This window comes from Sphingomonas sp. PSPC2-2, assembly GCF_049897725.1.
Taxonomy (GTDB): domain Bacteria; phylum Pseudomonadota; class Alphaproteobacteria; order Sphingomonadales; family Sphingomonadaceae; genus Sphingomonas.
In genome coordinates this window covers 261,730-282,901 of the sequence record NZ_JAFCWU010000005.1, presented here as the reverse complement: position 1 = coordinate 282,901, position 21,172 = coordinate 261,730, and the positions used below count along the sequence as shown (strand labels likewise).

General features: G+C 64.5%; 18 protein-coding genes. 3 read left to right on the top strand and 15 right to left on the bottom strand.

Translation table 11 applies throughout. The annotated features are described in order from the left end of the window. Window positions 1–10: 10 nt before the first annotated feature. Together ACP7BY_RS11555 and purU are read left to right on the top strand one after the other, a co-directional pair. Complete coding sequence (locus ACP7BY_RS11555) at window positions 11–1,336, top strand: spinster family MFS transporter (protein ID WP_033967176.1); 1,326 nt, start codon at window positions 11–13, stop codon at window positions 1,334–1,336. Further along, window positions 1,336–2,196, top strand: coding sequence for a formyltetrahydrofolate deformylase (gene purU / locus ACP7BY_RS11550; RefSeq protein WP_137903021.1), 861 nt, complete (start codon window positions 1,336–1,338; stop codon window positions 2,194–2,196). Before ACP7BY_RS11555 ends, purU begins: the two co-directional genes overlap by 1 nt. Before the next feature lie 40 nt (window positions 2,197–2,236). Here the strand turns inward: purU and ACP7BY_RS11545 are convergent, their stop codons facing one another. The 14 genes from ACP7BY_RS11545 to ACP7BY_RS11480 form a co-directional block, all read right to left on the bottom strand. Further along, complete coding sequence (locus ACP7BY_RS11545) at window positions 2,237–4,798, bottom strand: TonB-dependent receptor (protein WP_249340873.1); 2,562 nt, start codon at window positions 4,796–4,798, stop codon at window positions 2,237–2,239. 165 nt (window positions 4,799–4,963) lie between these two features. Beyond that, window positions 4,964–6,952, bottom strand: coding sequence for a tetratricopeptide repeat-containing sulfotransferase family protein (locus ACP7BY_RS11540; protein WP_137903002.1), 1,989 nt, complete (start codon window positions 6,950–6,952; stop codon window positions 4,964–4,966). A 100-nt stretch (window positions 6,953–7,052) separates the two neighbouring features. Next, window positions 7,053–7,757: a Crp/Fnr family transcriptional regulator gene (locus tag ACP7BY_RS11535; RefSeq protein ID WP_033963729.1), complete on the bottom strand. Its 705-nt coding sequence runs from the start codon at window positions 7,755–7,757 to the stop codon at window positions 7,053–7,055. Between the two features lie 59 nt (window positions 7,758–7,816). Beyond that, complete coding sequence (locus tag ACP7BY_RS11530) at window positions 7,817–8,098, bottom strand: hypothetical protein (RefSeq protein ID WP_426288144.1); 282 nt, start codon at window positions 8,096–8,098, stop codon at window positions 7,817–7,819. A gap of 46 nt (window positions 8,099–8,144) precedes the next feature. Next, on the bottom strand, window positions 8,145–8,333 hold the full coding sequence (gene ccoS / locus ACP7BY_RS11525) for a cbb3-type cytochrome oxidase assembly protein CcoS (RefSeq protein WP_033963725.1): 189 nt from the start codon (window positions 8,331–8,333) through the stop codon (window positions 8,145–8,147). Beyond that, window positions 8,330–10,450: a heavy metal translocating P-type ATPase gene (locus ACP7BY_RS11520; protein ID WP_033963722.1), complete on the bottom strand. Its 2,121-nt coding sequence runs from the start codon at window positions 10,448–10,450 to the stop codon at window positions 8,330–8,332. Before ACP7BY_RS11520 ends, ccoS begins: the two co-directional genes overlap by 4 nt. Then, window positions 10,447–10,905, bottom strand: a complete 459-nt coding sequence (locus ACP7BY_RS11515) for a FixH family protein (protein ID WP_033963720.1) — start codon at window positions 10,903–10,905, stop codon at window positions 10,447–10,449. Before ACP7BY_RS11515 ends, ACP7BY_RS11520 begins: the two co-directional genes overlap by 4 nt. Then, window positions 10,902–12,419, bottom strand: a complete 1,518-nt coding sequence (gene ccoG / locus ACP7BY_RS11510) for a cytochrome c oxidase accessory protein CcoG (RefSeq protein WP_137903003.1) — start codon at window positions 12,417–12,419, stop codon at window positions 10,902–10,904. Before ccoG ends, ACP7BY_RS11515 begins: the two co-directional genes overlap by 4 nt. Then, window positions 12,419–13,348, bottom strand: a complete 930-nt coding sequence (gene ccoP, locus ACP7BY_RS11505) for a cytochrome-c oxidase, cbb3-type subunit III (protein WP_126847748.1) — start codon at window positions 13,346–13,348, stop codon at window positions 12,419–12,421. The genes ccoG and ccoP overlap by 1 nt, the downstream gene beginning before the upstream one ends. Continuing rightward, entirely contained in the window at window positions 13,341–13,508 is a 168-nt protein-coding gene (locus tag ACP7BY_RS11500) for a CcoQ/FixQ family Cbb3-type cytochrome c oxidase assembly chaperone (RefSeq protein WP_033963718.1), read from the bottom strand. Before ACP7BY_RS11500 ends, ccoP begins: the two co-directional genes overlap by 8 nt. Next, on the bottom strand, window positions 13,505–14,239 hold the full coding sequence (ccoO, locus tag ACP7BY_RS11495; protein ID WP_033963717.1) for a cytochrome-c oxidase, cbb3-type subunit II: 735 nt from the start codon (window positions 14,237–14,239) through the stop codon (window positions 13,505–13,507). The genes ACP7BY_RS11500 and ccoO overlap by 4 nt, the downstream gene beginning before the upstream one ends. A gap of 10 nt (window positions 14,240–14,249) precedes the next feature. Next, window positions 14,250–15,905: a cytochrome-c oxidase, cbb3-type subunit I gene (ccoN, locus tag ACP7BY_RS11490; protein WP_137903004.1), complete on the bottom strand. Its 1,656-nt coding sequence runs from the start codon at window positions 15,903–15,905 to the stop codon at window positions 14,250–14,252. A 211-nt stretch (window positions 15,906–16,116) separates the two neighbouring features. Continuing rightward, window positions 16,117–17,196, bottom strand: coding sequence for an alcohol dehydrogenase AdhP (gene adhP, locus ACP7BY_RS11485; RefSeq protein WP_137903005.1), 1,080 nt, complete (start codon window positions 17,194–17,196; stop codon window positions 16,117–16,119). A gap of 37 nt (window positions 17,197–17,233) precedes the next feature. Next, window positions 17,234–18,625, bottom strand: a complete 1,392-nt coding sequence (locus ACP7BY_RS11480; protein WP_033963716.1) for an NAD-dependent succinate-semialdehyde dehydrogenase — start codon at window positions 18,623–18,625, stop codon at window positions 17,234–17,236. Window positions 18,626–18,811: 186 nt separating this feature from the next. On the opposite strand from ACP7BY_RS11480, the gene ACP7BY_RS11475 reads away from it, so the two are divergent. Beyond that, the gene (locus ACP7BY_RS11475) at window positions 18,812–19,591 is read left to right on the top strand and encodes a sterol desaturase family protein (protein WP_137903006.1); all 780 of its coding nucleotides are present in this window, start codon (window positions 18,812–18,814) and stop codon (window positions 19,589–19,591) included. A gap of 16 nt (window positions 19,592–19,607) precedes the next feature. On the opposite strand, the gene ACP7BY_RS11470 is transcribed toward ACP7BY_RS11475, so the two are convergent. Next, on the bottom strand, window positions 19,608–21,167 hold the full coding sequence (locus ACP7BY_RS11470) for an AAA family ATPase (RefSeq protein WP_052192125.1): 1,560 nt from the start codon (window positions 21,165–21,167) through the stop codon (window positions 19,608–19,610). Window positions 21,168–21,172: the final 5 nt, after the last annotated feature.

Below are 21,172 nucleotides of genomic sequence, written 5' to 3'. Positions count from 1 at the left end.
GGGGGCCAGCATGATGACATCGACGACACCGCGCCTGGAATCGGCGCGCTGGTATGTCGTCCTCGTGCTGGGGCTGGTCTATGCGGTCAATATCGCCGATCGCTACGTGGTCGCCACCGTGCTCGAACCGATCCGCAAGGAGTTCGGCCTCAGCGATTCAGGCGTCGCCTGGCTGACCGGCGTTTCGCTCGCCTTCTTCTATATCTTCGTTGGGCTGCCGATCGCGCGCTTTGCCGATCGCGCCAATCGGCGGAACATCGTCGCAGGCGCGATGATCCTCTGGTCGGCAGCGACCGCTTTGCTCGGCCTGACGCAAAACTATGTGCAATTCCTGCTGGCGCGGATCGCGGTCGGCATCGGCGAGGCGGGCGGCACCCCGCCCTCGACCTCGATCATCGCCGACAATTTCCCGCGCGGAAGGCGCGCCTATGCGCTGACCATCTATGCGCTGGGCCTGCCGCTTGGTGCGTGGATGGGGTCGAGCCTGGCGGGTGCGATCGTCGAGCATTTCCATAGCTGGCGCGCGGCCTTCATCGCGCTCGGCGTGCCCGGCGTGATTTTCGGCCTGCTGATCCTGCTGACCGTGCGCGAGCCGGTACGCGGCCGCTTCGAATTGGTCACCGAAGACAGCGCCCCCGCTGCAAGCTTTGTCGAGACGTGCCGCTTCCTGTGGACACAGCGATCTGCGTGGCACATCAACGCGGCCGGCACGGTGATTTGCCTGTGGGGCTGGGGCCTGTTGTTCTGGACGCAGACCTATTTCGAGCGCGCTTACGGCCTGTCCACCGCAGAGGCAGGCGCGCGCCTCGGCACGATCTATTTCTGGGCGGGCACGGTCGCGACGATCGCCACCAGCGCCATCCTCGCGCTGCCGCAAATGCAGGATCCGAAATGGATCGCCCGGCTGCTCGCCGTCATCGTCGCGGCATCGACGATCCCGTCCTTCCTGATTTACTGGACGCATTCGCTCACCGTGGCGACGGCGATGCTGTGGATCGTGGTGCCCGCGATCTATCTCTATGTCGGCCCGACCATGGCGCTGCTGCTCAATTTCATGCCGGCCCCGATGCGCGCACAAGGCATGGCGATCAGTTTGCTCACCGCCAATGTCGCCAACCTCATCATCGCGCCCACCGTCGTCGGCTGGATCAGCGACATGCTGACCGGGCCGCTGGGCGGCAATGCCGCATCGCTGCGCTATGCGTTGCTGGCGCTGTCGCTCACCGGTTTCTGGGCGGCCTATCATTATTGGACGAGCGTGCGCAGCTATGCGGTCGACGATCTACGCGTGCGGACCTTCGGCATGGACGCCGCCCCTAAACCTGCGGAGACATGATGCCCGTTCAGCCGTTTATCTTAACGCTGTCGTGCCAGGACCGGCCCGGCATCGTCGCCGCCGTGTCCGGCCACATTCTGGCGTGCGGCGGCAACATCACCGATTCCAGCCAGTATAACGACGCAGATTCGGCCAGCTTTTTCATGCGCACCGCCTTTTCCATCCCCGGCGACGGCGATGCGGCGGCGTTGCACAGCGGGTTCGACGCGCTTGCCAAAGGCTATGGCATGACGCTCACGCTCCGCCCGGCCGATGCCCGACAAAGGGTGCTGATCCTGGTGTCGAAGTTCGACCATTGCCTGGTCGACTTGCTCTACCGCCGCCGCATCGGCGAGCTCGACATGGACGTGGTCGGAATCGTCTCCAACCATCCGGCCGACACCTTTTCCGCACTCGATCTGGCGGGCATTCCGTTCCACCATTTGCCGATCACCCCCGCGACCAAGGCCGAACAGGAAGCCAAGATCTGGGCGATCCATCAGGCCGCGAACACCGATCTGGTGGTGCTGGCGCGCTATATGCAAATCCTGTCGGACGATCTCGCAGCCAAATTCGCCAGCCGCTGCATCAACATCCACCACAGCTTCCTGCCCGGATTCAAAGGGGCCAAGCCCTATCATCAGGCCCATGCGCGCGGGGTGAAGGTAATCGGGGCGACCGCGCACTATGTGACCGGCGATCTCGACGAAGGGCCAATCATCGAACAGGATGTCGAACGGATCAGCCACGCCGACACGGCGGAGGATCTGGTGCGCAAGGGCCGCGACATCGAGCGCCGCGTTCTGTCGCGCGCGGTTGGTCTCCATCTGAGCGGACGCGTGCTGGCCAATGGCGCGCGGACGATCGTGTTCCGCGACTGAAGGCGATGGGGAGAGCGGTTTGCCGCCCTCCCCGTTCCGGTCAGAATTTCACCTTCGCCCGCACGCCAATCGTGCGCGGGCGCGCATAGGTCACGCGCGATCCCGCCTGATAGATCGCATAGTAAGTCGCGCGCTGGATATCGATCACCTTGACGCCGTCGAACAGATTGTTGCCGAAAACGCCGAATTCGAATTGGCCGATGTCATAGGTGACCGACGCGCTCGCATTATGGCTTTCGGGGATCACCGCGAAGGTCTGGCTGAGGCCGCCATTGCTGGCTTTGTCGACGATCAGCTTCTTGGTGGTGGGATCGAGCGTGGTCGAGAAATTGTTGAACGTCGTCTGCTGCGACGAGATGTATTTGTACGTTGCCTGCAGATGCAGCGACCCGCTGCCGAGATCGGTATCGTAGAACGCCCCTGCCGACGCGGTCACTTGCGGCGAATAGGGCGTGCGGTCGCCGTCAAACGCGCCGACCGTCGGAATATCGCCGCGCGCATTCGAATCGTTGAACGAGAAGCTGCCGTTGAGCGTGATGTTGCGCGTCGCCTTGACCGCCGCCTCCAGCTCGACGCCCTTGCTGGCGATCTTGCCCTTATTGTCGGTGAAGAAATACGAGCAGTTGAGCCGCAACCGCGTCTGCACGTCGGACCAGTCGATATAATAAGCGCTGGCGTTGAGCGTTACGCGGCCGCCCGCCAGCTTGGCCTTTTCGCCGATCGTATAGTTCCACAATTTATCGGGCCCGAACGTCCCCGGCGCGGCGGTATAGCCATAGGCATTGAGCTGCGTCGTGCAGCGCCCGGCCAGTCCCGCCGTGCCGAGCGGCACCGGCTGATTGGCACCGCCATAGCGGAAGCCCTTGGCCGCTTCGGCATAGACCAGCACATTGTCATTGAGCTTGTAGGAGATGTTGGCGCGCGGGTTGACCCCGTTCGATTTGAGCGTGGACGTGATCGACTGGGTGATGCCCGTCGTCCGCCCCTGCGCATCCTTGCCGAGCAGCACGCCGAACGCGCCGCCTTCGTACAGATAATAGTTTTCCTTGAAATTGAAGTAGCGCAGGCCAGCGGTCAGATCGAGCCGATCCGTGACGTGCCAGGTGCCATCGGCATATGCCGCGAACTGATGCTCGTGGACGTCCTGCAGGCCTGAGAAAATGTCGTTCGAGTTGAATGCGCCATCGACGGTTTTCGAATCATACAGGCCGCTCGGCGTTGCGAACGGGCCAAACGCGGCGTTCTGGTAGGACAGCGTATCGAACCCGGCGACCGGAATGTCCTGAACGAGATGCCGGTTCTGCTTTTCGTAATAAGCGCCGACCGTCCATTTGATCGGGCCATCGTTCTTCGACACCAGCCGCGCTTCGGCCATGAAATCGTTGAGCTTCTGGTTGATCGTATAGTTTTCAGCCGGGATCAGGCTGGTGACGGCGTGGTTGTAGCTGGCTGGCGGGTTATACAGCGGGTATTTGCCGGCCCCGGTATAGGGCGCGTAATAACTGGCGAAATAATAGCCGATCTGCGGATCCGGGCTCGCGTTGAAACCGATCTTGCGGTCGGTATACGCTCCGGTGACGATCAGATTGGCAAAGCCCGCATCATAATCGAAACCGCCGGTGTAGAGCTTGAACAGGTCGCGCGTCCCCTCCGCGCCATTGCTCTCATAGGTGTAGGGCGCAAGGCCATTGAGCCCGGTGTTGAGCCCCTTGGCGCGGCTGTCCTCATAGGTGAAGCTTCCATCGACGACCAATGCGTCGGTCGGCGTCCAGCGTACCGCGACCCTGCCCTGGGTGGAGCGGTTGCTATTGGCGTTGTCGACCTTGTGCTGGCCGATATTGTCGATGAAGCCGCCATCGTTGCCGACGAAGATGTTGCCGCGCACCGCAAGCTGATCCTTGATCAGCGGAATGTTGACCATGCCGCGAACATTGTAGCTGCCGGCACCATGCTCGGTGGTCGAGCCGCTCGCTTCGGCGGTGCCGAAGAAGCTCCTGGCATCGGGCTTCGCCGTCACGAAGCGCACCGTGCCCGCCATCGAACCCGCACCGAACAGCGTGCCCTGCGGCCCACGCAGCACTTCGACGCGGTCGAGATCATAGACCTTCAGGTCAGGCGTCTGCCCCTGCACCGAGATCGGCGTGTCGTCGAGATAGACCGCGACCAGCGGACGATCCGACGTGTCCGACGTGACATAGCCGCCCGTCGCAAGCCCACGCAGGTTGAACTTGTTGAAGCCCGGCGCACCTTCGGTGATGACGAGTGAGGGGGTGAATTTGGCGAGATCGGACAGATTGCCCTGCCCCGATTTGGTGACCTGATCGACATTCACCACCGACACCGCGATCGGCACCTTCTGCAGCGATTCCGCGCCCGAGCGCGTTGCGGTGACGACGATGTCGGTCAGCTCGCCGTCCTTGGGGGGCGTTTGTGCAGACGAAGCTGCCGCCGCGCCCGTATCGGGAAGGGGGGCAGCACGGTCTGCCGCAGCAAAAGCCGCTTGCGGTGCCAGCAGCGCCAAGCCTCCCGCAGATGCCAGCAAAGTAGCAAGCAAAGGCGTGCGACGGCCCAACGGGCCGGATTGAGCATGAAACTTCGTCATAGTCCCCCCTTGTCGTAAACGCCCCGTCAGATCCTCGCGCTGCCGCATCAGGCTTCATGCCTTTTGCTTGCGGAGAATTTGGATCTGATCCCCGATTGAAGAAGCTCACCCGATTCCCGAAAAGCGAGAAGGATAATAATCAGATAGGGGCATTCCAAATTGCGATTATGGCCGATCGGTGACGGGTCTGGCAAGGGGGCCGAGCGTTTCGATCAACGGGCCAAGCCACGGCTCGAAGCCACGCCACTGGTCCAGCGCGTCGCGGAAGATCGGGCGGCGCACCTGTTCCGAACTGGGCGTGCGCACATTCCGTCCGGTCTCGAAAAAGCGCAGACAGTGCGGCTCGAAAGCAAGCCCGCAATAACCGAGCAGACGGCGGATTTCGCTCTCGGCATCGTCCACCAGATCTTCATAGACAATGCGGTGCACCCTGCCCGGTAAGACCGTATCGAAATGCGCCATCAGCGCCACATAATCGCGATAGTAATGGGCCAAATCTTCCAGATCATAACTATACGCCTGCCCGCGCGCGAACGCCTGCTTGAAAATGGAAAAGCAACACGCCACCGGATCCCGCCGGACATCGATGATGCGCGCGTTCGGCAGCATCAGATGAATCAGGCCGCCGTGCAGGAAATTGCCGGGAAATTTATCGACGAACAATGGTCGGTCACCGCTGCGATACACCTCGGTCTGCTTTAGATAGGCGCGTCCAAGCTCGGCGAACGTCTCAAGCGGCACTTGCGAGATCGAAGAAGGATAGCCCGGATTGGCGGTCGCCAAGTCCCGCGCCAGCGCGGTCAGCGTCGGCAGCTCCGACGCGCCCTCGACCTGACTATGGCTGGCGAGGATCTGTTCGACCAGCGTCGAGCCCGATCGCGGCATGCCAACGACGAAGATCGGGCCGATCGCATCGCACCCAGCGCCCGCCGCTCGCACGAACAGCGAAGTGTCGAACGCGGCGATCGATTGCGTAACGAAGCGACGATGCGCCGCGGCATCGTGCGGCTCCAGTCGCTTTCGCGCCGCATTGCCGCGTGCATAATGGTCGAACGCCTCTGCATAGCGGCGCTCATCCTCCAGCGCCTTGCCCAACGCGAAATCCAGATAGGCGCGGTCGCCGGGATTGGCGCTGGCCGCTTTCGGCAGCGCCTGCATCCGCGCGATATCTTCGGCGTCGAAGCGCACCGTCTTGAGATTGGCGAGGCTCCACCATGCCTCACCGGAGCCGGGCGCAATGGCGATGGCGCGACGATAGGCGGCGACAGCATCGCTTTGTCGCCCGATCGCGCGCAGGGCGTGGCCATAAGCATGCCACATCTCGCTATCCTCGGGCGTCGTCCGCACCACGCCTTCATACGCATCGATTGCCTGCGCGACATTGCCGAGCTGCATGTGGATCGCCGCTTGCAAACCGACCACCATCGCGCTGCCCGGATACGCCTCCACCACCGGCTCGATCGCGGTGAGGGCCTCCGCTCCGCGTTCGAGCCGATGCAGCGTGAGGGCGAGGCTGAACCGCGCGGGCGCGAAAGCGGGCGCGGTCGCCACCGCCGCGGCCAGCAACGGCTCGACCGCCGCGAAATGCCCCAGGCGCATGCCGATATCGGCTAACAGACGGACAGCCGCGACATCGTTCAGGTCCAGCCCGAAGCGCGTCCACAGCGCCGCGCGAGCGCGCGGGTCCTCGCGCGCGAAGAGCGCACTCGCGACATCGGCGAGCGCGGCATCGCCGACATAGCCCGGCACCACGCGCATCTGCGCTGCGACCGCAGCGTCGGCGCGGTTGCGCAGCGCGAGCTGGTCCCCCAGCGCATGCCAGGCGAGCGACGATTGCGGATTGGCGCTGGTCGCGCGTTCCAGCGCGGCGATGGCGAGATCGGACCGGCCGAGCGCCGCCAAGGCCGTTCCATATTCGTAGTGCAAGCCCCACGCAGCGGGCCGCACCGTCGCCAGCGGTGCCAGCACCGCGCAAGCCGCAGAGATTTCCCCGCTCCGCCGCAACGCCGCGCCAAGCAGAAAGCGCGTTTCAAACGATTGCGGTTCCACCGCCACGGCCCGCCGCGCATATTCCACCGCAGCGACCGGATCGACGCCGAGCAACCGCCGGGCCTCGCGCAATTCGGGAGAAGGACCGGGTTTGGGCAGCGTCATGGTCCCGCAAGGCCAGAGGGGAAAACGCAAGCCTATCCACCGCCGCGCCTAAAATCCACAAAGGCGGCCCTTTCATCGCGATCAACGTCTCACCGCACGCTCAATCGGGATTGGCAAGCGCCTCCAGCGCGGCACGGTCGCTGACGACGATCGCTCGCCCACCCCGCGCGAGCGTGACTGCACCCAGCACCTTCAGTCGCGTCAATTGACGACTGACGGTTTCGATGGTCAGCCCGAGGAAATCCGCCATATCGCCCCGGCTGACCGGCACATCGATGCTGAGCGATCCGTCGGCGGACCGCACCCCGGTCCGATCCACCAGATCGAGCAGAAAACCGGCAACGCGCTCCTGCGCGCCACGCTTGCCCAGCGTCAGCATTCGCTCGCGCGCCTCGTTCAGCGACGCGACCGTGCGGCGCAACAAGGTTCGTTCGATCGCCGACACCTCGGCCACCACACGCTCGAAGCGCTCGCGCGGATAGACGCACAGATCGCTATCGACGAGTGCGGTGACCGTCAGCGACGACGTTTCTTCGAAAAGCTGCCCGACAAAATCGCCGCCAAACACAAGGCCGACAATCTGTTCGCGACCATCAGAGGTGGAGGCGGTGACCTTGAGGATGCCCGACACGACGTTCGCGCATACCACATTGTCGTCGCCCGCCCAGGTGAGCACCTGCCCCGCCGCGACCGCGCGCCGTCGGCCGATCGCGCTCAATGATGACAGTTCGTCGATATCCGCCGCGCCGCAAAGGCCCATGTCGCGAACGTCGCATTCCGCGCATCTGTTGGTGAGCGTCCCCATGTCCCTGCTATCACAGGAACAGCGCCCCACGCCTGTACGTAATTGTCCCGATGCCGTGCTCAGTCACCCTCGCCGTCGTCGATCAGATCGGCCGCCGTCCTGCGGCTGCACATCGCGTGGCAGCCGGTCGGACAGTCGCGCCGCTGGCCGGGTGGCTCGCCCGAACGTCCGAGCGGAATCGTCACGGTGCCATGCCCGCCGCAGATCGCCGCGGTGATGCTATCGCCCGGCCCCCCCGCCTGCGCCACCGTGGCATTCGCCAGCCCCAGCAACGCGACCAACGCCAAGGCCGCACCGCCCCGCGAAGACCGCGTAGAATGGCAAGGGGTGAAACAGGGCATGAGCGTCTCTGTACGCCGATTCACCGCGCCCGGTGTTTGACCCCGATCAAGCATGGGGAGGTACCGGATCGACAGCCTTGGCAAGCACGGGCTGATCCTCCTCGTCGATTAGGATGCGCAGCGCGGCCCCGTCGAGATCCTCGAACTGCCCCGAGCGCGCCGCCCAGAAGAACGCCGCCAGCCCCGCCAGCCCCAACGCCAGCGCCACCGGAATCAGAACCACCAGCCCGGTCATCGCGCGACCCCGCGCAAACGCAGCGCATTGGCGACCACGATCAGCGACGATCCCGACATGGCGAGCGCGGCGATCAACGGTGTCACTTGCCCGGCGATCGCCAGCGGCACCGCCAGCACATTATAACCAATCGCCAGCGCGAAATTCTGCCGCACGACCCGCATCGTCCGGCGCGCGGCGGCGACGGCGATCGGCACCGGCATCAATTTTTCGCCAAAGAAGACCAGATCGGCGACAAGCTGGCTGACGTCCGTGCCCGAAGACGGGGCCATGCTGACGAACGCACGCTTCATCGCCGGACCATCGTTCAGTCCGTCGCCGACCATCAGCACCTTGCGCCCGCGGGCCGCAAAATCATCGACGATGCGGCATTTGTCGGCAGGGTCCATCCGCGCGCTACTGTGAATACCGAGCGTATCGCCGATCGTCTCGACCACCGCCGCCGAATCGCCCGACAATAAGCGGGGCGCGAACCCTTCTGCGCGGAGACGATCGATCGCGGCGAGCGCATCGGGCCGCAAGGCATCCCCGAACGTCATCACGTGGGCCGGGCCAGTGCCGATGCGAAATGCGGTCGCCATGGCTGCACTATTCACGAGCGACCCCACCCAGTCGAGTCGCCCCAATCGCACGACCGCGTCTCCGAGCCGTGCCTCCACGCCCAGCCCCGGATGCTCGACCAGATCGGTTACGGCGGCGGCGACCACGCTATCGCGTGCGAGCGCATCGCTCAGCGCCACCGCCAGCGGGTGCCGGCTCGCCTCGGCGAGCGCCAGCAATACGCCGCGTTCTTGCTCGCAGGTGGGCATCCCGCCCAGTGGCACGACGTGGCCGAGCGTAACGGTGCCGGTCTTGTCGAGTAGCACGGTATCGGCGGCCGCCAGCCGCTCCAACGCCGATCCGTCCTTGAGCAGAACCCCGGCACGCATCAGCGCGCCCGCTGCCACGACTTGGGCAATCGGCACTGCCAGCCCCAGCGCACACGGGCAGGTGATGATCAGCACAGCGACCGCGATCGTCAGCGCCTGGTGCAGGCCCGCCCCCGCGATCAGCCAGCCGACCAGGCTCAGTGCCGCCAGCGTATGCACCGCCGGCGCATATAATTGCGACGCGCGATCGGCGATGCGCACGTAGCGCGACTTGCCCTGCGTCGCGGTCTCCATCAGCCGCGCGATATCGGCGACGATCGTCGCCTCGCCCGCCGCCGTCACGCGCACGGTCAACGGGCCGCTGAGGTTGATCGTCCCCGCCAACACAGTGTCGCCAACGGCGACCACCTCCGGGACGCTCTCGCCCGTCACCAGCGAGCGGTCGACACTGCTGCGCCCGGCCTCGACCACGCCATCGGCCCCGATCCGTTCGCCCGCCGCGATCAGCAGCCGCATGCCCGGCGCGAGTTCGGCGGCAAGGCGCTGTTCGGTGCTGCCATCGGGCCGCCGTACCAGCACTTCGCTTGGCACGCGTCGCATCAGCGCCGCCACCCCGTCCGCTGCCCGCACGCGCATCGCACTGTCGAGAAAGCGCCCGGCGAGCAGGAAAAATAGCAGCATCGTCACGCCGTCGAAATAGGCGTGCGCGCCGCCGATGACGGTTTCGTACAGGCTCATCGACAGCGTCAGGACGACGCCGATCGAAATCGGCACGTCCATGTTCGTGCGCCCATGCCGCAGCGCACCCCATGCGCTTTTGAAAAAGGGCCGCCCCGCATAAGCGACCGCCGGCAGCGCGATCGCCGCCGAGAGCCAGTGGAACAGCGTCCGCGTCGCGCCATCCGCGCCCGACCAGATCGACACCGACAGCAGCATGACATTCATCGCCGCGAACCCGGCGACCGCCAGCGCGGTCATCAACATGCGGCTTTCGCGATTGGCCGAGGCTTCGCTTTCCCCGACAAAGGGTTGCGCCGAAAAACCCAGCCGCCCGATCGCGGCCTGCAGATCGTCGTCGGCAACGTTGGCGGCGTGCTCGATCCGGACGCGCTTGCTGGTGAAATTGACCCGGGCCGACGCGACGCCCGAAATCTCCGGCAGGCCCTTTTCTAGCTTGGCGATACAGCCCGCGCAGCGCAGCCCGTCGACCGTGAAGATCGATGTTTCGAGCGGCGCTGCGGCACTCATGCCGGAATCTCGTCGTCGAAGCGCGCATCGTCGGCACCGCGGCGGACATCGACGCGCAACAGCCAGCGCCCCGCCGGGAGCGCCGTCGTCGACACGAACCGACCGTTGCCGACCGAGCGGAAGGCCAAATCCCGCTCGGGCATCCGGCCAAGCGGATGCGTTGCGCGCACCGTGACCACAGCATCGGAGAGCGGGCCATGCGGCGCGAGCGCGGTGACGATCACCACGCGGTCACCATCGACCGTAGCATCGACATTCCACTTGAGCGCGCGCTGCGCCCGCGCTTCGGCCAGCCAGTCGTTAAAGCGCTGGCTGGCGACATAGCTGTTGTCGACCACCGTTCCGCCAAAGGTGCCGATGGCATAGCTCGCCATCAGCACGTTGACCGCAATGACAAGGCCGAACATCGCGACGACAATACCGGTCATGTGCCAACCAGTGAAGGGACGGGTCATGGCGTTTGCTCCGGACGTTCGAAAAAGCTGCTGTCGCGCGCGGTTCCACCTTCAGCATCCAGCGCGCGGACGGTGAAGCCAAGGTCGGAACGCGCCGGACCCGCACCGGGCGCGGTAACGAACACCGGCACTTGCGCGACCTGATCGGGCGCGACGTTGACGTGCACGCTTCGCGCGGCACCACCGCGGCCAGACGCCTCGGTCCACAGCACCGCGCCCGGAACACCATCGATCGCGATTTCGACGGAGCGTGGCCGCTCCTCCATGTTGCGGACCTTGACGGTATAGCCATTGCGAATGCTGCCGTCCGACAAGCGTACCCATTGCGGATTGCGCGTCTGCAGCACGCCAATGCCGATCCGCTCACGATTGCCCAGCGCGAACAGCATCGCCAGGCCGATCCCCGCCCAGGCACCGAAATAGACAAGCGTGCGCGGCCGGAACAAGCGCTTGAGCGCGGGCACCGCCGCCTCCCCCGCCCGAGCCCGCCGGGCGTCGAGGTCGGTGGTATAGCCGATCAGCCGTGGAGGCCGTCCGACCTTGGCCATCATGCCGTCGCACGCGTCGATGCATAGTCCGCAGGTAATGCAGCCGATCTGCGCCCCTTCGCGAATATCAATTCCAGTCGGGCACACCGCGACGCAAGCGTTGCAGTCGATACAATCCCCGACCCGGTCCGCCAGTTCGGGATGTTCGAGCAGCGCGACCAGCGACGGCGTCGCCGAGTCCATCTGTGCCAGCGGCTCGGCGCGTTTCAGCCCGTGGGAGCGCGGCTCGCCCCGCCACGCCTTGTACGTCACCGTCAGCGATTTCTCATCGAGCATCGCGCTCTGGATGCGCGGCCACGGGCACATGTAGATGCACACCTGCTCCCGCATCAGGCCACCGAAGATATAGGTGGTGGCGGTCAATACCCCCACGGTGGCATAGGCAACGAAGGGCGCGCTTCCCTGCACGAAGGCCTGGCCAAGCGTCGGCGCGTCGGCAAAATAGAAAATCCACGCACCGCCCGTCAGCGCACCGATCACCAGCCAGATCGTGTGCTTGGCAATCCGCCGCGCGACCTTGGCCGGCCCCCAGGGCGCGCGCTGCAGCTTGATTTGCGCGTTGCGGTCCCCGTCAATCGCGCGCTCGACATGCACGAACAGGTCGGTCCACACGGTTTGCGGGCACGCGTACCCGCACCACGCCCGCCCCACCGCCGAGGTTACCAGGAACAGCCCGATCCCGGCCATGATCAGCAAGCCCGCGACATAATAGAATTCGTGCGGCCAGATCTCGATCGAGAACATGTAGAAGCGCCGATGCGCCAGATCGACCAACACGGCCTGATCCGGCGCATAGGGGCCGCGGTTCCAGCGCAACCACGGCGTGACGTAGTAGATCGCCAGCGCGATCAGCATGATTGCCCATTTCAAGCGCCGGAACGGACCGTCCACGGCCTTCGGGAACACCTTGCGGCGCGCCTCGAAAAACTGTTGGCCGTCACCGGTCAAGTCCCGCGGATGGACCATCAGCGGGCCGCGACCGCCGGTGCCGCCGCAGGCTCCGGAGCGGGATCCACCGGCGTCTTTTCGCCGCCGCCCAGCGAGTGGACATAGATTGCCAGCATCTTGATCGTCACCGGATCAAGCCGCGCGCCCCAGGCCGGCATGATGCCGTAACGGGCGTTGGTCACCGTCTCGGTGATCGTGTCGCGGTCCCCGCCGTAGAGCCAGATGCCGTCAGTCAGATTGGGCGCGCCCATCGCACGGGTTCCCTTGCCCGCATCCCCATGACACACCACGCAATTGGCGGAAAACAATGCCCCACCCCGCTTCGACGATGCGGTCGCCCGCTCCTGCTTCGACAGCACACGGACATAGGAGACCACGTCCTGCACTTCGTCAGGCTTGAGGATTCCGTCGCGGCCGAAGGCCGGCATTTGCGACATGCGGGTTTCCTCGTCGCCGGGTTGGCGGACACCGTGCAGCAGCGTTTGCTGGATGGTCTTCAAATCACCACCCCATAGCCAATCATCGTCATTCAGGTTGGGATAGCCCTTGGCCCCGGCGGCCCCCGCGCCGTGGCACTGCGTGCAATAAACCTTGAACGCCGAATGCCCGCCCTCCTGCGCCGCGCGCAGCAATTTGGGATCGTCCGGGATTTTTTCGATCGGCGTTTGCGCCAGCGCGCGCATCACCGGCGCGCGACGCGCATGATCCGCCGCCATTTCCTTGGCGAGATCGCCATGGCTCGACCAGCCGAGCACCCCGGTCGTCGCGCTGTGCAACATCGGGATCGCCGGATAGAGCACGACCATCACCGCCGCGAAGGCAATGCAGGCGTAGAAGGTGTATAGCCACCAGCGTGGCATCGGGGTGTCGAGTTCCTCGATCCCGTCCCATTCATGCCCGACAAAGCTGGTGCCGGTGGGCTCGTCGATGCGCTTTTCGTCAGCCATCCACTTCGTCCTCTTGTTCGAAGATGCTGTTTGCCGCCCGTTCATGCTCGGCGGCGACCGAACGCAGGAAGGTCCAGCCGGTGAAGGTCAGGAACGCGACCCCCATCAGGATCAGCCCCCAACTGTCGGCGAATTCCCGCAGCAGATCGTAGGTTGTCATCGCGCTTGCTCCCGCGGCGCGGCCGACTTGAAATCGACCTGTGTGCCAAGGCCCTGCAAATAGGCGACCAGCGCATCCATCTCGGTCACGCGTCCGGGCTTGCCGTCGAAATCGCGCGCTTGCGCCTTGGGATAGCGCTTGACGAGACCCGCCGTGTCGCCTTCGCCCGTCGCCTGCGTGGTGACGTCGTCGGCCGCTTTGGCGATTTCCTCATTGGTGTACGGCACCCCGACCCGGCGCAACGCGACCAGGTGATCGCCAATGTGGCTGACATCGAGATCGCGATCCGCGAGGAAGGCATAAGGCGGCATGATCGATTCCGGCACCACCGCGCGCGGGTCCTTCAGATGCTGGACGTGCCATTCATCCGAATAGCGGCCGCCGACCCGCGCCAGATCCGGCCCGGTGCGCTTCGATCCCCATTGGAACGGGTGATCGTACATGCTCTCGGCGGCCAGGCTGTAATGGCCGTAGCGTTCGGTCTCGTCGCGGAACGGGCGGATCATCTGGCTGTGGCAGCCATAACATCCCTCGCGGATGTAGATGTCGCGCCCGGCGAGTTCGAGCGGGGTATAGGGCCGCACGCCCTCCACCTTGGTCACCGTCGAGTCGATCCAGAACAGGGGAGCGATCTCGACGATGCCGCCGATGGCGACGGTGAGGAAAGCGAACACGGCGAGCAACGTGACGTTGCGCTCGATCACTTTGTGGCGGTTGAGAAGATTTGCCATGGTCGCGCCCTTATTCTGCTGGGACGTGCTGGAGCGGACGGTCGCGCGCCGGATCGAAGGCCGGGGACGACATCGGGGCTTCGTCGCGGAGCTTGCCCGCAATCGTCATCCAGATGTTCCAGGCCATGATCAGCGCACCGGTGAGGTAAAGCAGCCCACCCGTCGTGCGGATCAGATAATAAGGGTGCATCGCCTGGACGACTTCGGCGAAGGAATAGACGAGATAGCCGTCGCTTCCATATTCGCGCCACATCAGCCCCTGCATGATGCCCGCCACCCACATCGACGAGGCGTAGAGCACGATGCCGAGCGTGGCGCACCAGAAGTGCCAGTTCACCATCCGCAGCGAATAGAGCCGGGTGCGGCCCCACAAACGCGGCGTCATGTAATACAGCGCACCGAAGGTGATCATCCCGTTCCAGCCAAGCGCGGCGGAATGGACATGGCCGATCGTCCAGTCGGTATAGTGGCTGAGCGAATTGACCTCCTTGATCGACATCATCGGCCCTTCGAAGGTGGCCATGCCGTAGAAGGCGAGCGCGAACACCATCATGCGGATGATCGGATCGGTGCGGATCTTGTCCCATGCGCCGTTGAGCGTCATCAGGCCGTTGATCATGCCGCCCCAGCTCGGCATCCACAGCATCACCGAGAACACTTCGCCCAACGTCTGCGCCCAGTCGGGCAGCGCGGTATAGTGCAGGTGGTGCGGCCCGGCCCAGATGTAGAGGAAGATCAGCGACCAGAAGTGGATGATCGACAGCCGGTAGCTGTAGATCGGCCGCTCGGCTTGCTTGGGCACGAAATAGTACATCATGCCGAGGAAGCCGGCCGTCAGGAAGAAGCCGACCGCGTTATGGCCGTACCACCACTGCGTCAGCGCGTCCTGCACGCCGGCAAAGGCCGAATAGGATTTGGAGCCGAAGAACGACACCGGCATCGTCACATTGTTGACGAGGTGGAGCATCGCGACGGTGATGATGAAGCCGAGATAGAACCAGTTGGCGACATAGATATGCGGTTCGGAGCGGCGCACGATCGTGCCGACATAGACCGCGAGGTAGGAGACCCAGACGATCGTCAGCCAGATGTCGACATACCATTCGGGCTCGGCATATTCGCGGCCCTCGGTGATGCCGAGCAGATAGCCCGTCGCCGCAAGCACGATGAACAGCTGGTAGCCCCAGAACACGAAGCGTGCGAGCCAGGGGAAGGCCAGGCGCGCGCGGCAGGTGCGCTGGACGACATAATAACTCGTCGCGATCAGCGCGTTGCCACCAAAGGCGAAGATCACCGCCGATGTGTGCAGCGGCCGCAAACGCCCGAAGGTGGTATATTCCGAATGGAGGTTGAGCAGCGGGAAGGCGAGCTGCGAGGCGATGACCACGCCGACCAGCAGGCCGACGATCGCCCAGAACACCGTGGCGATCACGCCCCAGCGGATGACCTCGTCATCATAGCGATCGCGCGGGGCGGGCAAGGACCCGTCCGCAGCAATCGCGGGATTGCCAACGCGACGCATCGCGTAGAACGCAGCGATAAATGCCGCCAGCGCGACGATTCCCATCTGGATGGCAAAGCCCTGGTCGATCGCGCAGGCGGACATTCCCACCGCCGCGAAGGCCACCAAGAGCCAGGCCACCGCCCTCATCACGATTCCGTCCATTCGCGCCTCCGCAGCCACTACAGCTTGCCAATGGCCACGTCAGCCGACGCGGCCCTTGACCTTCGTCAAACCGCTACTGCGGATTCTGAACGGCGGATGTACGTAGAGTCACGCGGTTCGGCGGCATCGGTGGTGGCCGCGCAGCCGCACGAATCAAACGAGGCCGGGCATAGGCCCGGCCTCGTCCATGATCCATCGACTGAACCGCGTGTCAGGCCGCTGACACCAGGGCGGCCGCAGCCGTCGCATTCGCCGCGACCGGAGGATTTTCGAAATCGATCACCACGCGGCCCTCGATCTCGCCGCGGTGCATCCGGCCGAACACATCGTTGATGTTCTCCAGCGTGTCGGTCGTCACCGTTGCCCGCACCTTGCCCGCTGCGGCGAAATCGAGCGATTCCTGGAGATCGAGCCGCGTCCCCACGATCGACCCGCGTACGGTGATGCCATTGAGCACCGTATCGAAGATCGACATCGGGAATTCGCCCGGCGGCAAGCCGTTGAGCGACACCGTGCCGCCGCGCCGCACCATGCCCATCGCCTGTTTGAACGCGATCGGGCTGACGGCGGTGACCAGCACGCCCTGCGCGCCGCCGATCTCCTTCTTGATGAACGCCGCCGGATCGGCGTCGCGCGCATTGACCGTCAGGCTCGCGCCGAGTTCCTCGGCCAGCTTCAGCTTGGCATCGTCAACGTCGACCGCGACGACGTTCAACCCCATCGCCTTGGCATATTGCACCGCCATATGGCCGAGCCCGCCAATGCCCGAAATCGCCACCCAGTCGCCCGGCTTGGTATCGGTGACCTTAAGGCCCTTATAAACCGTCACCCCGGCGCACAGCACGGGCGAGATATCGACGAACCCGATATTGTCGGGGAGATGGCCGACATAATTGGGGTCGGCCAGCACATATTCGGCAAAGCTGCCATTGACCGAATAGCCGGTATTCTGCTGCGTCTCGCACAGCGTTTCCCAGCCGCCCAGGCAATGCACGCAATGCCCGCACGCGCTGTACAGCCATGGCACGCCGACGCGGTCGCCTTCCTTGACATGGGTGACGCCGCTGCCAACCGCGACGACGTGGCCGACGCCCTCATGCCCGGGAATGAAGGGCGGGTTGGGCTTGACCGGCCAGTCGCCCTCGGCGGCATGAAGATCGGTGTGACACACACCGGTCGCCGCGATCTTGACGAGGATCTGGCCCGGCCCCGGCATCGGCACCGTGACCTCCTCGATCACCAGCGGCTTGCCGAACTCGCGGACAACGGCGGCTTTCATGGTCTTTTGCATGATCTGCTTCCTTTTCGGGGGAACTCTAAGGGGGGCGTCAGAACGGGGCGTCGATATCGACGACGTCGATCAGCTTGTGATTGACGAATTCCTTGAGACCGAGGTCGAGCAGCTCGCGCCCATAACCCGAGCGGCGGACGCCACCGAAGGGCAGGTCGGCCTTGACCATCGTCGGATGGTTGACGAACACCATGCCGGTCGAGATCTTCTTGGCGACCTCCGCGCCATGCGCCGGGTCACTGGTGAACACCGAGCCACCGAGGCCGAACGGCGAATCGTTGGCGATGCGGATCGCATCCGCCTCGTCCTTCGCCCGGAACAGCATCGAGACCGGACCGAAGAACTCCCAATAGCGCGCCGGATTGTCCTCACCGATGTCGGTCAGGATCGTCGGTCGCACGAACGCACCGTGATTGGGCGCTTCCGGCCCGACTTCCGTAGCGGTGGCCCCATGTTCGACCGCCTTGCGGATCATCGCCTTCAGGTCATCTGCGGCACTCTGCGACGACAGGGGGGCAAGCGTGGTTTCGGGGTCGAATGGATCGCCCATGCGCAACGCGGCGACACCCTTGGTGTAGCCCTCCAGAAAGGCATCATAGACCGGATCGACGATAATCATGCGCTTGGACGACACGCACACTTGCCCGCCATTCCAGTGGCGACCGAACACCGCCCATTTTGTGGTCTTTTCCAGATCGGCGTCGGCCAGCACGACGAAGGCATCGGCACCGCCCAGTTCCATTGTGGACTTTTTCAGCGCCTTGCCCGCTGCGGCCGCCACGCTTGCGCCAGCGGCTTCCGAGCCGGTCAGCGCCACGCCCTGCACGCGCGGGTCGTTCAGGATCAGCTCGATTTGCTTATGGTCGACATACAGGTTGATGAACGCGCCCTTGGGCAGCCCGGCCTCGAGCATCAACGCTTCGAAAGCGGCGGCGCTCTGCGGCACGTTGGAGGCGTGTTTCAGCAGCATCGTGTTGCCCGCCGAAAGCTGCGGCGCGATGATGCGCGCGATCTGATAGTAAGGGAAATTCCACGGCTCGACGCACAGCAACACGCCCAGCGGCTCGTACACCAGCATCGCCTCGCCCTCGGCCGGGTCGGCAACGGGGAGCCGCTCGGGCTGCAACAAGGCTTCGGCATGGCGGGCATAATAGTCGAAAATCGCGGCGGACAATTCGACCTCAGCCTTCGCCTCGCTCAGCAATTTGCCCATTTCCAGCGTCAGGATCGCGGCCAGCGACGCACTGTCGCGCCGCAGGATCGCCGCCGCATTGGTCATGATCCGCGCGCGTTCGGCAAAACTCGTCTCGCGCCAGGACCGAAACGCCTGGTGCGCCGCGCCAATCGCTTCGACCACCTGGGCGTCGGTTGCAGTCGGGAAGGTCTTGAGGGTTTCACCCGTAAACGGATTGGTCGTTGCGAATGGCATGGAATATCCTCTGATCGCCGGAAGCGTCGGCCCGCGACGGCGCACAGATCGGCCACCCCACCCCATTAGAATATTGGGATTTTTACCTAGAGGCGGCGGCCATCGCCGATTTGATGGCGGTCAAACGCCGCCGCCTGCCCCACCGCTATCGCTCGCCCCCAATCGGAACGATCGGGCAGACATCGAGTGAACACCGCACGCACGGGCCAAAACGGCACCTTCTGGACACGGTCGCATTATCTGGACCGGATGACCTTCCGCGAATTGGTGGTCGCCTATTTCCAGCATTACACCATCGTCGCCTATCTGGCGCTGACCGCGCTTTCGATCGGCCTGTTCGTGTGGCACCCCGCCGCACCATTGCCGACGGTCGCGACGGTCGCACTGATCCTGTTTGCCTATCCGCTGATCTGGTACGTGCTGCACCGCTGGGTGCTGCATTGCCACTGGATGTTCAAGGTGCCGTTTCTGGCCTCCACCTGGAAGCGGATCCACTACGACCATCATGTCGACCCCAATCATCTCGAGGTGCTGTTTGGCGCGCTCTACACCACGCTGCCGACGCTGCTCGTGGTTGCCGCCCTGCCCGGCTATCTGATCGGCGGGATCGGCGGCGCGGCAGCGGGGTTCGCAACCGGACTGCTCTGCACCTGCTTCTACGAATTTTTCCACTGCATCCAGCATCTTGCGTACAAGCCGCGGATCAAATGGCTGGCGACGATGAAGGTACGTCACGTCGAACATCATTTCCACGATGAGGATGGCAATTTCGGCATCACCAATTTCCTGTGGGATCGCCTGTTCGGGACGCTCTATACGCGTGCCGACCGACCCACGAAAAGCCCGACCGTGTTCAACCTCGGCTATACCGAGGAGGTTGCCCAACGCTACCCGTGGGTCGCACGGCTGTCCGGCGGCGTCGCAGTCGGCCATCCGCGCCGCCGGACAGCCAACAAGCAGGTATAGGCCGCGGCATCTGTCATCAGGCGCTGCGCACCAACGCGCGCACGGCGCGCAAGACGTCATCGAGCGCGCCATCTGCCGCAACACGGTGCCAGTCGCCGAGCGGTCCAACGGCCTTCGCCGCTTGCCCGCGAACGACCGCCGCATTTGCGTCCGAGGCATCATGCAGCCTCCCCACGACCCGCGCCAGACGGTGGTGGAGATCGGTCTCCAGCCAGATACCGGTAAAAGCCACGCGACCGCGTCTCCCCACGATCTCGATCGCATTGCGCTGATCGCGCGAGGCAAAGGTTGCATCGACGATGACCGCACTCCCCTGCGCCAACGCCGCAGCGGCCAGCCGATCGAGCAGACGATAGACCTGCTCCGTCGTATCGGGCCCATAATAAGCGGGCGGCAACCCCATTTCAGGCATGACGCCCGCACTGCGCTTTCGCAGCACGTCGGTGCGCAGGATACGGGCGCCCGGTGCGCGACCGATCTCTCCACCTAGACCGCGTGCGACACTCGACTTTCCAGTCCCCGACAATCCTCCGATCGCGACCAGCGAAGGCGGCACCGGCGCGATCAACTCCGTCGCCAAGGCAAGATAGCCACGCGCGTCACGGTCCTGCGCGCTATCCCGGCCGGCCTGCGTGCTGCGAGTCGCGGCGACATGCGCGCGAATAACCGCGCGCGTCGCCAGGAAAACGGGCAGCAGTGCAACGCCCCCTTCATCCTCCGGCGAAAGGTCGACGTAGCGGTTGAACACGATGTTCGCCGCGCGCCGCAGCCCGCGGTGCCACAAATCCATCAACAGAAAGGCGAGATCGTAAAGGACGTCGGTGGTGGCGAGTTCGGCATCAAATTCGAGACAGTCGAATAACGTCGGCTCACCATCGAGCACCGCGATATTGGCGAGGTGCAAATCGCCATGGACATGCCGCACCCGCCCCGCCACTGCGCGCGCATCGAGCAGCGGCGCGAGTTCCTCCACCCGTCTCCGCAGATCGTCGCCCAGCCGGGCGACCTGCGCTTCATCAAGGATCGTCGAAAACTCGCCCAGGCGATCCAGCGCCGCTTCGACGACGGTGCGAAAGCCTTCTGCCGCTGTCGCGGTCCGGACGATCGGTTCCGTGGCGTGGAAGCGTTGAACGCGATCCGCCAGCCGCAGCAGCAGCGCATCGTCGATCTCTGCCGTCGCCGCCATCTCGTCGAGCAATGCGCCGTCGGGAAACCGCGTCATTTCGAGCAGCCAGTCGACCGTCTCGCCCGCCCCGCCGATCGACAACTGCCCCGTTTTGCCGCGCCGGACAGGATGGAGCGCACGATACAGCATCGGAGCGGTGCGGCGGTTGAGTGCCAGTTCCGCCGCCAGTGCGCGTTCGCGCAGAGCCGGTGTCGAGAAATCGAGATAGGGCAAGCGCACGGCGCGCTTCAGCTTCCACGCGCGATCAGGGCACAGAAACACGATCGCAGCATGGGTGTCGATCCGGCGGGGCGGACTTGCGAGACCAAAGGCGGCACCCGACGAGAGAAACGCCAGTGTCTCTGTCTGCTCGCCCGGCGCGGGCGCTGGAATAGGCGGTGAGGTCTTCATCGGCT

Bases quoted from the DNA above. Each gene is read 5' to 3' on its own strand.
- purU (WP_137903021.1), top strand. From the start codon at position 1,336: ATGCCCGTTCAGCCGTTTATCTTAACGCTGTCGTGCCAGGACCGGCCC.
- adhP (WP_137903005.1), bottom strand. From the start codon at position 17,196: ATGCAAAAGACCATGAAAGCCGCCGTTGTCCGCGAGTTCGGCAAGCCG.
- ccoO (WP_033963717.1), bottom strand. From the start codon at position 14,239: ATGGCAAATCTTCTCAACCGCCACAAAGTGATCGAGCGCAACGTCACG.
- ACP7BY_RS11515 (WP_033963720.1), bottom strand. From the start codon at position 10,905: ATGACCCGTCCCTTCACTGGTTGGCACATGACCGGTATTGTCGTCGCG.
- ACP7BY_RS11545 (WP_249340873.1), bottom strand. From the start codon at position 4,798: ATGACGAAGTTTCATGCTCAATCCGGCCCGTTGGGCCGTCGCACGCCT.
- ACP7BY_RS11480 (WP_033963716.1), bottom strand. From the start codon at position 18,625: ATGCCATTCGCAACGACCAATCCGTTTACGGGTGAAACCCTCAAGACC.
- ACP7BY_RS11470 (WP_052192125.1), bottom strand. From the start codon at position 21,167: ATGAAGACCTCACCGCCTATTCCAGCGCCCGCGCCGGGCGAGCAGACA.
- ccoN (WP_137903004.1), bottom strand. From the start codon at position 15,905: ATGGACGGAATCGTGATGAGGGCGGTGGCCTGGCTCTTGGTGGCCTTC.
- ccoG (WP_137903003.1), bottom strand. From the start codon at position 12,419: ATGGTCCATCCGCGGGACTTGACCGGTGACGGCCAACAGTTTTTCGAG.
- ACP7BY_RS11530 (WP_426288144.1), bottom strand. From the start codon at position 8,098: ATGCCCTGTTTCACCCCTTGCCATTCTACGCGGTCTTCGCGGGGCGGT.
- ACP7BY_RS11540 (WP_137903002.1), bottom strand. From the start codon at position 6,952: ATGACGCTGCCCAAACCCGGTCCTTCTCCCGAATTGCGCGAGGCCCGG.
- ACP7BY_RS11500 (WP_033963718.1), bottom strand. From the start codon at position 13,508: ATGACAACCTACGATCTGCTGCGGGAATTCGCCGACAGTTGGGGGCTG.
- ccoS (WP_033963725.1), bottom strand. From the start codon at position 8,333: ATGACCGGGCTGGTGGTTCTGATTCCGGTGGCGCTGGCGTTGGGGCTG.
- ACP7BY_RS11520 (WP_033963722.1), bottom strand. From the start codon at position 10,450: ATGAGTGCCGCAGCGCCGCTCGAAACATCGATCTTCACGGTCGACGGG.
- ccoP (WP_126847748.1), bottom strand. From the start codon at position 13,348: ATGGCTGACGAAAAGCGCATCGACGAGCCCACCGGCACCAGCTTTGTC.
- ACP7BY_RS11535 (WP_033963729.1), bottom strand. From the start codon at position 7,757: ATGGGGACGCTCACCAACAGATGCGCGGAATGCGACGTTCGCGACATG.
- ACP7BY_RS11555 (WP_033967176.1), top strand. From the start codon at position 11: ATGATGACATCGACGACACCGCGCCTGGAATCGGCGCGCTGGTATGTC.